The organism is Parabacteroides sp. AM58-2XD (genome assembly GCF_003463685.1).
Lineage (GTDB): Bacteria > Bacteroidota > Bacteroidia > Bacteroidales > Tannerellaceae > Parabacteroides > Parabacteroides segnis.
On the sequence record NZ_QSDP01000147.1, the window covers coordinates 1 to 11,930 of the forward strand.

The 11,930-nt window shown below is 37.9% G+C and carries 8 protein-coding genes and 1 pseudogene; all 9 read left to right on the top strand.

Annotated elements, in window-relative coordinates:
- Positions 1-541: 541 nt before the first annotated feature.
- Positions 542-1,093 (top strand): annotated as a pseudogene (locus tag DXA15_RS23145) (hypothetical protein); the annotation flags it as partial.
- A gap of 67 nt (positions 1,094-1,160) precedes the next feature.
- A complete protein-coding gene (locus DXA15_RS23150; protein ID WP_128135601.1) occupies positions 1,161-2,759 on the top strand; it encodes a recombinase family protein in 1,599 nt (532 codons plus the stop codon).
- A gap of 240 nt (positions 2,760-2,999) precedes the next feature.
- Positions 3,000-4,820 carry a hypothetical protein gene (locus tag DXA15_RS23155; protein ID WP_128135602.1) on the top strand — a complete coding sequence of 607 codons (1,821 nt, stop codon included), beginning with the start codon at positions 3,000-3,002 and terminating at the stop codon, positions 4,818-4,820.
- Between the two features lie 493 nt (positions 4,821-5,313).
- Entirely contained in the window at positions 5,314-6,333 is a 1,020-nt protein-coding gene (locus DXA15_RS23165) for a DUF3871 family protein (RefSeq protein WP_035447267.1), read from the top strand.
- Between the two features lie 85 nt (positions 6,334-6,418).
- Positions 6,419-6,865, top strand: a complete 447-nt coding sequence (locus DXA15_RS23170; RefSeq protein ID WP_128135603.1) for a JAB domain-containing protein — start codon at positions 6,419-6,421, stop codon at positions 6,863-6,865.
- Positions 6,866-7,015: 150 nt separating this feature from the next.
- Entirely contained in the window at positions 7,016-7,603 is a 588-nt protein-coding gene (locus tag DXA15_RS23175) for a tyrosine-type recombinase/integrase (protein WP_128135604.1), read from the top strand.
- 761 nt (positions 7,604-8,364) lie between these two features.
- Positions 8,365-9,528, top strand: a complete 1,164-nt coding sequence (locus DXA15_RS23180) for a hypothetical protein (protein ID WP_233567570.1) — start codon at positions 8,365-8,367, stop codon at positions 9,526-9,528.
- A gap of 298 nt (positions 9,529-9,826) precedes the next feature.
- The gene (locus tag DXA15_RS23185) at positions 9,827-10,441 is read left to right on the top strand and encodes a hypothetical protein (protein ID WP_128135606.1); all 615 of its coding nucleotides are present in this window, start codon (positions 9,827-9,829) and stop codon (positions 10,439-10,441) included.
- Between the two features lie 234 nt (positions 10,442-10,675).
- Positions 10,676-11,245 (top strand): DUF3874 domain-containing protein, encoded by a 570-nt coding sequence (locus tag DXA15_RS23190; protein ID WP_233567571.1) that lies wholly within the window; start codon positions 10,676-10,678, stop codon positions 11,243-11,245.
- The last annotated feature ends 685 nt before the right edge of the window (positions 11,246-11,930 follow it).

Sequence of the window (11,930 nt, forward strand, 5' to 3'; positions counted from 1 at the left end):
TTATTCTTAAAACAATATACTATAATAGATTATTAATCAACAATCTAAATCGATTAAGTAATAGTTTTTTTACTGTAAATTAGATATTTATTTTAATGCGTCTGCCCTGTATATGCCTATTTCTTTATCGCCTCACAATTGTGAAGCGGTTGGATCACACGTGTGGATCTATTGTATCACAGTTGTGATGTTATCGTCTCACAGCTGTGAGGCGATAAAAATATTGTATCGTAGGCATTAGTACTTAGTGGCATAAACAACACTTGTTACTCATGCTGTTAGTAGATGAAATTGTTGGGAAATAGTTGTTACGGGATTTGTAAAACCTTGATATCCTGCATTATATTTGTATTGTGTAACAATGAAAACAGATTGGGATATGCTAAGAAAATGGATTGAAAAATGCTGCCGCCTGTTGGCAGGGTGGGTTATTGTAGGTAATGGTAAAGTTACGGGAATTGCGTCGATGGAGGAACCGTTGAAGTCAAAAGCGGCTTTGCCTCCTCGGACGGATACTTCTTTGCGGCAAACAACCCGGATGATGGGTTGTCTGGAACAGTTTTTGGATGAACAGTATGATTTTCGCTTCAACCGGTTGACGGAAGAGACGGAATATCGGAAACAGGGAGTCGTTCCGGCTGCTTTTCGTCCGGTGGGGCAGCGCGAATTGAACAGTATTTGTATAGAGGCGCGCAAGCAAGGGATTGATTGCTGGGACAGGGATGTATCGCGTTATGTATTGTCGGATTGCACGCCCGAATATCATCCGTTCCGGTTATATATGGACGAATTGCCGGACTGGGACGAGACAGACCGGGTCGAGGGGTTGGCACGCCGTGTCTCTGCTGCGCCGTTGTGGGTGAAAGGGTTCCACCGCTGGATGTTGGCGATGGCGGCGCAATGGCTGGGGACAGACCGCTTGTATGCCAACAGCGTGTCGCCGGTGTTGGTCAGCCGTATGCAAGGAAGGCAAAAGTCAACGTTTTGCAAATTGTTGTTGCCCCCGGAGTTAAAACGGTATTATACGGATAGTTTCGACCTGACGGTCCAGTCCGGCATGGAGCGCAAATTGACGGAGTTCGGCTTAATCAATTAAGCTAATAACTTTTATGATAAAATTTAAAGTGCTATATTTGTGCTGAAATTCAAGCACTAAGAAGATGAAACGAGCAGCATTATTGCTAAGATGTAGCACCAATATACAGGATTATAACCGTCAGAAGTTGGAACTTGAGAAAGTCGCCAGCAGGTTTAAATTGAAAGTCGCCAAAGTCTTCGGTGAACACGTAACTGGTAAGGATGATATTCGTAAGGGCAACCGCAAGTCTGTTGATGAATTGATTGATGCCTGTGAGAATGATGAAATTGATGTCGTTCTTATCTCGGAGGTCTCCCGACTGACAAGAAACTTTCTATATGGAGTAACTTTGGTCGATAAGTTTAATCGGGATTACAGCATTCCAATCTACTTTAGAGATAAAAGGAAATGGACTATTGACATAGAGACAGGCGAGGTCAATTTAGAATTTGAGAAGGAGCTACGCAAAGCATTTGAACAGGCGGAGGAAGAACTTGCATCCATTCGTTTCAGAATGGCGTCAGGTAAACGAGATTCAGCAGGATTAGGTCAATGGTTTGCAGGCATCCCACCATTCGGATATACAAGACAGAAGAACGGCTATTTAGTCAAGAATGAATATGCTCCAATCGTGAAAGAGATGTTCGACAAGTACCTTGAAGAAGGACAGGCGTTGATTACCACAACGAGATATATCTATGGTAAGTACCCTGATATAAAGAAGCTAAAGAGCATTGGCAACACCAAGTTCATACTAAACAACAAAGCTTACACAGGCAGAGCGGAAGCCAATATCTATGACGAGATAGACAAGGTTACTGATACATTCTACTTTGACATTCCTGCCATTATAGACGAGGAAACCTATAACAAGGTGCAGAAGAAGTTAGCTAACAACAGAACCACCACCCCTTATCCGAGAGCTACCAAGTACCTATTACAGAAACTTATCAAGTGTTCCATATGTGGAGCATTCTACACAAGGCTGCACTCCAATAAGAGAGATACCGTACACTTCAAATGCACAAGTGACAAGAATAGTCTGACAGGCTGTAAGAGCCAAGTCTATCTGAATGAAAGGATTGTAAACCCTATAATATGGAACTTCGTAAAGGAACAGTTGTTCTATGTCGGTAAGATGAATGTGGAGCAACGTCTTGAAGCTATTGCAGGAGAGAACGATAACAAGAGTAAAGCCATTGAGGAACAGGATGCACTTAAAATATCTTATAAGGAGCAGGAGAACAAACTTACAAGGTTGGAGGACTTATATTTGGATAATGACATAGACAAGAACCGTTACAAGGAACGGAAGTCCAAGATTGAGAAAGAGCTTTCATCCATAAAGGCTCAAATGGATAGACTGACAGACAGAATAAGACTGTCAGATTTCAACATCAAGCGGTTCAACAGTACGGACTTTACGGAGCAATATTTTAAAGAGGTGGAAGCAGACCTTGAAAAGCAGATGAAAGTCCTTCGTGAGTACGTGAAAGGCATTTACCCCTTATACATAGACAAGGTTTATTGTTTCCTGAGGTTGATACCATTGAAGGAATATTCAATATATTCTACGAACCACGAAAGGCTCAACAAAAGTGCGCCTACTTCATCAAAGACACATTGGCACAGTACCACCCTGACATACGGAACTTCTATACTCCCAATAACACATTACTGACAGACAGTGATGAAGTGGATGCTTACTACACATTGGAGGAAATGAAAGAGATTTGTAGCAGGAACGGGTTTGAAGTCCGATACAGGGAATGATTGCAGCAGCCGTTAAAGGAATTAGAACGATATGCCTGCCTTTAGACCAAATTTTACTAAAATGGGACAGAATCATTCAGACCATAATAAAGATAATTATTATTACTTTTGTCCCATAATTCAAACGATTAAACTTTAAATTCAGATTATGATAGAGAATACCAACTTGGAGTTAAAACTCGTTGAAATTCGGGACAATCAATATATGTCAGACCTCTACCCTGACGGTCTGCCGAGTAATGCCATTATTGATAAGACTTTAACAGCCAAAGGAGCTACAACTTGTGAATTGGATGAAAGATATGCCAAACGTAACTCCATAATCATTGAACCCAATGTTCCCGTAATTGACAGCAAGCAAGTCAAATACTCAAACTTGTTGGGAGTGCGTGAAGGAGTTACGGATTACGATGTTAAGAAATATCTGCTCGACAAGTCCATACGTTACAAGAAGATTATAGTAACTCCTGAAAGCTATTCCAAAGTCAAACAGGCGGCTGAATATGCAGGTGTAAACCTCTTTAAAGACTTCTTCCTGCTTATAGATGAGTGCGAGAAAGTAGTACAGGACTCAAATTTTAGACCTGCCATAGTTCAGCCATTCTTCGACTTCTTTAGCTTTGACAACAAGGCATTGATTTCAGCTACTCCATTATCACCCAAATTAAAAGGTTTTACCAAACATTCGTTCAGTCATATCAAGATTGTACCCACTTACGACTACAAGAAGAATCTATCGTTAATAGGCACGAATAACGTACAGTTGGAGTTCTTAAAGCAAATATCCTTGAACGATAACAAGAAAGCTATATTCCTAAACTCACCTGACTATGCAAAGACCTTGATAGATAAAGCAGACATCAGGAACCACAGTAAAATCTATTGCTCCAATCAGGAGAACGCCATTAACAAACTCCATGAGGACGGCTACAAGGCTTCTGACAGCTTCGTGTCGGGTGAGATATTGGAACAGTACAGCTTCTTTACGAGCAGGTTCTATTCAGCAGTAGATTTAGATACTCCTGACAAGCCTGATATAATAATGGTTACAGACTGTTTGAGCAAGGCTCAGACCATGATTGACCCTTTCACCCATTCCGTCCAAATAACAGGCAGGTTTCGTTCAGGAATTGGTAACATTACACATATAACGAATTGGAAGGAGGATTTAAAGCCTAAATCTCGTGAAGAAATCATTGAAGATATGGAAGCACAGAGTAAGGTCTATAATATGCTTGCAGACTTAAAGGAAACTCTTACAGGCAGGGAAAGGCAGCTTCTGACCGAGATACAGGAGCGCATCCCAATTTATAAGGTCTTGTTTAGAAATAATGATTACAAAGGAAAGGTAAACCCGTTCTTGGTAGAATGTGACATTCAGAAGTCCAAAGTCGAATCGTTCTACCAAGACTTACAGTCATTAAACAATGCTTACAATGAGACAGGACATTTTAATGTGTCGTACCATTATGAGCATTACAAAGAGAAACCTAAAGCTGTAAAAGCTAAACCATTGTCAAGAGAGAGAAAGTTACAGATATTGGAACGGTTGCAGGATTTAAAACCCGAAGGACTGGTTTTGAAATTTCTTACCGAAGAACAACAGGAAGAATTGAGGTCTTTAAGACATGAAGCTCCCGAACTGTGCAAGTACTATGAGAAGTTCGGCATGGATAAGATTATAGAAATCGACTATGATTTAGCTACCATGAAACGGCAACTTAAATCCGCACATAAGAAGGAGATTTGCTTCGTACCAATAGATGAAATCCATAGCACTTTTATAATAGGCAGACCATATTCAGAGAATGAGATAGTAACCAACTTACAGACCATATATGATAAATATGAGCTTGTGGATGATAACGGTAAACCTTTACAAGCTAAGGCTACCTACTTGGATAAATATTTTAGACTTTCTGACAGAATGACCATACCCAAAACCCGCCTTAAAGTACATTCCACTTGAAAAGAGATATTCACTTGAATAGTCCGATATTGGGACAGAATTATTAAAATCAATCTTTATTATGGTCTGAATAGTTTTGTCCCAATTCATAAAAATTTGAAGTTGAAAGCATTCTCAGATATAAATTTGTGAGACCGAGCGAAGCGAAGGTTGAACCCGATAGCTGAACTGAACCCGATAGCTGAACTGTGAACGCTACTACACCCCTTTAAACTCCCCCTCTCACCAAGTGAAAGAAAAATGAGTTTAAGCATAGACCTGCCCACCCCCTCAATCATTATAAATTTTACTATTCACCTCACATCATTCATGGACTTCTTAAAGCGATACACAATACAGACATAATGGTAATACTGTCTAATTGTAAATATCACTTAAAAGTAATTCAGTGAATTGTAGTAAAGTCCAAATCGTAACGGAGCAATCCAAAACGATATGGACTTTACCAATTTCAGAGTTAATTCAATCAATAACCATTTAATTCAATTTCATTATGAGAGATTTAGTAATTATGCCAGCTATGGCACAGCGTAGAGAATCATTAAACATGGGTGAGTTTGCAGAAGAAGCAATCATTGTGGAAGAAGTAACAGCACCCAAAAGAGTAAATCATTTCATTGAAGCAAATACACAGGAAGTAACCTTACAGCACCTACAACAAGACTGCATCATTCCAAGTTTTGCATCAATGGAAGAAACCATTAGCCACCAATCCTTTATAGGTGCAGTAGTGGATGCAGCTAAGGATTACTTTCATGGAGAACAGTTTGATATGCCAGAGATTAGAATCTCACACCCTATCAATGGTAGAATACCAAGTGCATTGGGTAAGAAAGCATCTGAATTGACAGACGAAGAGAAAACTTTATTCTATCAGAGAATGTGTTTCTGCTTTGAAATTCCATCCATTGTACATGATGAATACGGTAATCGTTTAGCGTTATCCATTGGTGGAGTGAGAGCATATAACGAGATTAACCTATACAGTAAGAAATCTGTTGAGAGATTTAAAATCTTCATAGGATTTAGGAATAGAGTTTGCAGTAATCTCATGCTCACCACTGACGGTTTGCAGGATAAGATAGAAGTCCTAAGCGTACAGGAACTATATGCAGCAGCATTGAATCTGTTCCATGCTTACAATCCATCCAAAGACCTGCATCTGTTAAGGACACTTGGGCAGATGTCAATCTCAACGAGTGAGTTCTGCCAGATAATAGGCAGGATGAGATTATATCAAGCTCTTACACCCAACCAACAGAAACGCTTACCTCGTCTATTGTTGGGAGACAGTCAGATTAATGCAGCTTGCAGAGCATTCGTTTCTGATGTGAATTTCAAGAGTACGGGGGACAGCATTACAGGCTGGCAGCTCTTAAACCTGCTCAATGGTTCTGTAAAGTCAAGTTACATTGATAACTTCTTGGAGAGGAATCTTAACTGTACAGAGTTTGTACAAGGCATTCAACGTGCCAAATTAGGAGATAGTGAATACGCTTGGTTCTTGGGCTGAGTGGATTGTTGATTGAGAGAGGAAGGGACATCATTAAGTTGGTGTCCTTTCTTTATTTCTACCAACTTATTAAACATTGTACATTATGGATATAGATTATACTGTAGGTGAAGTGGAACTGTCCTACAAACCCAAATTCAAGAAACTGCATAAGGTAGTCAGTTCTGAGGATGCTTATAGATACTTACTTCCTACCTATAAGGAGGGTACAATCTGTTACAAAGAATATTTCAAAGTCTTGTTTCTAAACCAAACCAGCCAAATTTTAGGTTACACTCTCATTTCAGAGGGAGGAATTACTGAAACTTGTGCTGATGTAAGAGTAATTTTACAAGCTGCATTGCTTACCAATTCAGTAGCTCTTATTCTTGCTCATAACCACCCAAGTGGTAACACGAAACCAAGCAGGCAGGATATGGAGATTACTAAACAGGTTAAGGATGCTGCAAGACTTATGAGAATTACAGTTTTAGACCACCTCATATTAACAGATACAGGATATTACAGTTTTGCTGACGAGGGAGAATTATAATAAGGTAAAGGACACTCTAATTCTAAATTGGGTGTCCTTATCATATTCACTTTGATAATTAGTGAATATTCCTTTAATAATCAATGAGTTAGCAAACATAACTAAAAATTAATATTCACTTCTATTCATTTCATTATAAAACAGAACATTATGTCACTTAAATATTCAAGCACAACCGCAGACTATCTTGTTTGGTCTGATGCAATGAACCTCATAAGGAAGTTAGCCAAAGACGAGAATTATAAAATCTCACTTCTTATAGCTTTAGGATGCTTCACAGGATTAAGAATATCTGATATTCTATCTCTAAGATGGAAGCAGATATTAGATGCTGACGAGTTTACAGTAATTGAGAAGAAGACAGACAAAGTAAGGACTATCAGACTGAACCCCCAATTACAACATCATATTAAAGAGTGCTACGAGCATATAAATCCTGTTGGAATCAATGCACCAATTCTTATAAGTCAGAAAGGCACTATCTTCACAGTTCAGAGAATCAATATCATTCTTAAAGAGGTGAAGAAGAAATACAAGTTAAAGATTAAGAACTTTAGTTGCCATTCGCTTAGAAAGACATTTGGTAGGCAGGTCTATAATATGAATAGTGATAATGCTGAACTTGCCTTAGTAAAGCTGATGGAATTGTTCAACCATAGTTCTGTTGCCATTACAAAAAGATACTTGGGACTAAGGCAGGAAGAGATTCTACAGACTTATGACTGTTTGAGCTTCTAATTGATTGGGACAGGATTATTAAGATTCATCTTTATAGTGGTCTGAATAGTTCTGTCCCAAATCCATAGAATATTGAGCTTAGATACATCTAAAGTCCAATCTTGGTAGTTTGGCATTTCAGCCTTATAGAAGTAAATCAATTATATAAGTTTACAGACTTTAGAACTATCTCAACTCTTATTAATCATGTTACAGGTAGCACTTCTTGAATATCCAACAATATACTGACTTAAAGATGATAATTCAAGGTGGGTAAGAATATTCAGAATTTAGTCTTTATATGGGAAGAAGTGAATTTGATACCCACATGGATTTACAAAGTTCAGATGCAACTCTTATTAAATATCCCATTCAGACCATGTTTGAGGGCATAGAATTTACTATTAATCCACACTTCATACCTAATGATTTAAAACCTTTCATTATCTTTGCATCAATTCCAATGAACTAATGTGTTAGGGAGTTGGAAGGACATATTTAACGAAAGGTGTTATTGAAATTATCTTCTACATTCAAACTTCGCAACTTTGATATTGGCACGAAGATGATAGCAATAGCACCCACACATTTGATATATATTCATCGGTTAGGTGAACTATATACCTTTTGGTGTGGGGTTATTGTTTTATCCGTGCCAAAGGTAATGCGAAGACCTGAATGTAGGATAAGACAGATATAGTTCCCACACCTCTTTTATTTATGGCTTGCCGTAGGGAACAGGTGAGCGTAGATTAAACTCGATAATGAAAATATTTAGATTATTGGCAGCTTCATTATTAGTTGCCGTATGCGCAGGATTTAGTTCTTGTGGCGATGATGAATTGGAAGAACATCAAACAGAAGTAATGTTCATTGATGGAGATTCTTTTTCTACTTATGGACTGAATTTCAGAGATTATGAATGCTATGGCTCTTTCCATTGGGGGAATATTAATCATTTCTCAGGCTTGAAGAATAATCATCTATGGATTAGTTCTTATGATAGGACGACTAAAGAAAAACTTTGGGAATGGACTGATAATAGAACTTTTGACAAAAAACGTACAGTTCATGTTGGATATGGAGAATATAAGGATATTGAAATATCAAGCATTACCACCTATGGAGCTTGCGCCAAGAACAACATCTTCGTTGCGAGTGTCAGTTATAATGGTGAGTCATACAATGAAGATAATATCTTGTTCAAAACAGCAGCAGGAACGCTCAAAGAAATAAAAAACGACTATCGTGCATATATTACTGATTGGTACAAGGAATCTGTGTTCGTTGGGAATTGTTGCTATAACGACATGGGAGATACACTTTATGTTAGCCAAGTAAACAATGGCGCAGTAGGAGGGACACCTATTTCTTATGAAGAATCTGTTAGCGTCAATGTTGATGTTAATTTTGATGTTAATGTCAATGATTTTCTAACACAAATCACTGCGTCAAGAATTAATTATAAAACATATAAGAACGTTTGGTACACGAAGCATAAACCTCCATTTGAAATTTTCTCTGACACCAAGAAAGAATGTACATTACTTGACAATTCCACCAATATATGGAAGTACAAATTAGACCTCTTATATTATGACGGAACGAAGAAAGATTATACATTTTACCTAAATATTGAGAACGGCACAATCTCTGAAACCCAAAATGTTTCTCCCCTTGTTGGTAGTTGGGTTTATATCACAGATGAAGGATATAAAGAGATTATCACTTTTTACAGTGATAACACTGGTCGTTGGGAGTCAGTGAATATACATGACAACACTTCCAATTTAGACCCATTTACTTATACAATGGATGATAAGGAGGATAAGTTTATTATTGATTTTGGAGATAATTCACCCGAAACGTACTATTATAACATATCTGACAATAAGATGAAATTGATGTACGAGGACGGACATGTAGAACTTTATACCAAGCAATAAATTCTTATTGTAGCATAAGCAGCATTTGAGGAAACTCTTATGCTGCTTTTATTTCATTATAAGCCAATCTTTACTACCTTTGCAGTACAAATAATGTGTTCTTTGGTTTAGTGTACATTAATTACTGCAAGACCATTAGCAGCAAACGCTTGATTGTGCATAAGAGCATCTTTAAACGTTACAAGTCCATATAACAGCACTTATACGAGTTATGAGAATTGTTAAGAGGTGGAATCGTGGTCTGTTGATAGGCACATATCATAATCTAATTAATAATTAACTATTAAAATAAAAGATTATGACAAATAGAGAACAAGCAAGGAGAATGTTCGATAGAACTAATTCTTTTCTGATTTCAGTAAATCAGGTGTCTAAAATCTCTAATGAAGAGATTGTTAAACGTTTAGTAAAGGGACTCTTATTTTGTAAAGTTACCTATACAAAGGCGTTTAATGCTATATACGATAATATTGAAAACTTAACTAAGGTTGAGTTTGTAAAAGTTACCGTAAATAGAATGGAGGACACCTTATTTAAGCTGGACTTTGAGAAAGTTACTTCGCTGAATGAATTGGCTAAATCATATTTCATCATTTATGATGTCAATGCTGCTATAGCTGCATTCCTTTATAAGGAGACTTACTCAAACCTATCAATTAACGCATTCTTCTACAGGTGTAGTTATATTGGTTTTATGTCGGACATAAGTGGAAAGGTAACACTTCCATTAAATCCGAAGATTATAACAATACCTGACGAAGAAACTTTAGAAGCTTTACGGGATGAATATGAACGTAAGCAAGAGGAAGCTATGAATATAGACCTTCCCGCAGACTACGTAGTTGAAACGACAGAGGATGCAGGATATAATCTCTTGCCTGATAATGTCGAAGAAGCTATCATCGTAGAATGATTAAAGTTAGAGGAATTTAGAGGTAACTCTAAATCAAAGTAACGCAAGTTACATAATGTACACATCCGAGACACATTATTTGTTCTTACCCAATCAAGAGAAGTACTGAGTAACAATATAAGTAGTCTATAATGCTCCCAACCCTGTAAATCATATTTAACAATCATAATTACTTTCATATTATACTGATTTACAGCTAATTATTTAATCAATAATGTTTTTAGTTTAATAAACATGGATGAGTTCGACAAGTATCCTCCCCGCAAAATGGCGTTGTTGAAGAACCTGATGCAGGTGGTCGATCCATGTATCCGCAAGTCCCATCAGAAGAATTACCGTTCCTTGCCTCGTGTCGCCTCTTTTATCGCGACATCTAACCAGAAGGAATTGCTGACCGACCCGACAGGCAGCCGCCGTTTCCTTTGCGTGGAGGTGGAGGATAAGATTGACTGTTCGCCGTTTGATTACCGCCAACTCTATGCGCAGTTGAAAGCGGAATTGCAGGCAGGCGAGCGTTATTGGTTTACCGCTGAGGAAGAAGCGGAGATCATGTCGGCCAATGAACCATTCTATAAGCATCCGGTGGAGGAGGAGGTCTTCCGTAGTTGTTTCCGTCCGGCCGGATATGGCGAGAAGGGGATACTGCTTTCGGCGGCGGAGATTTACCAACAATTGAAGAAGCACAACCCGCCGGCGATGCGTTCGGTCTCGGCCGGGAACTTTGGCAAGCTACTTTGTGCACTGGGCATTGAGCGCAAGCATACCGAATCAGGCAACTTTTACCGGGTGGTGTCATTGGCGTAGCCGGTTACTCGGTTTGCAGGAAGAATAACTCATCTTTCAGCTGAATGCTTTGATATATAAAGGATATGTGAGGCTGTTCCCCTCTGACCTTGGTGCCAACGCTTTCATGGATCTGCATACCTAAATGACAACACGATCCGTGTGTCCGCAAAAATAGGTGAAAATTAACCGAAACACCTAAAAGTAAAGATAATAACTGTTTTTACTTCTATATTAATAATGTACTCGCGTACATTATTAATATACGATTAAATTAGAAAAACATTAGGTAATAAGGCATAAATAATGTACCAAGACTATGAATTATAAGGGATAATGTGAATTTGGGGAGTGACTAAAAAAAAGGTTCCTTTTTTCTCGTCACAAATTTAAGGCATAAATAATGTACCAAGACTATGAATTATAAGGGATAATGTGAATTTGGGGAGTGACTAAAAAAAAGGTTCCTTTTTTCTCGTCACAAATTTACGGATAAGTTTTGAAATTGCAACTAAAAGCATAAAAATAAAATACGAATGTATCTTCTTTCTTATCAACATAATATGAATTTGAGTATGAACCCCCTTTCTTTTTTTCTACGAAACAAAATATCAAAAAAAAAAATCAACATAATATGAATTTGAGTATGAACCCCCTTTCTTTTTTTCTACGAAACAAAATATCAAAAAAAAAAATGACGAGAAAA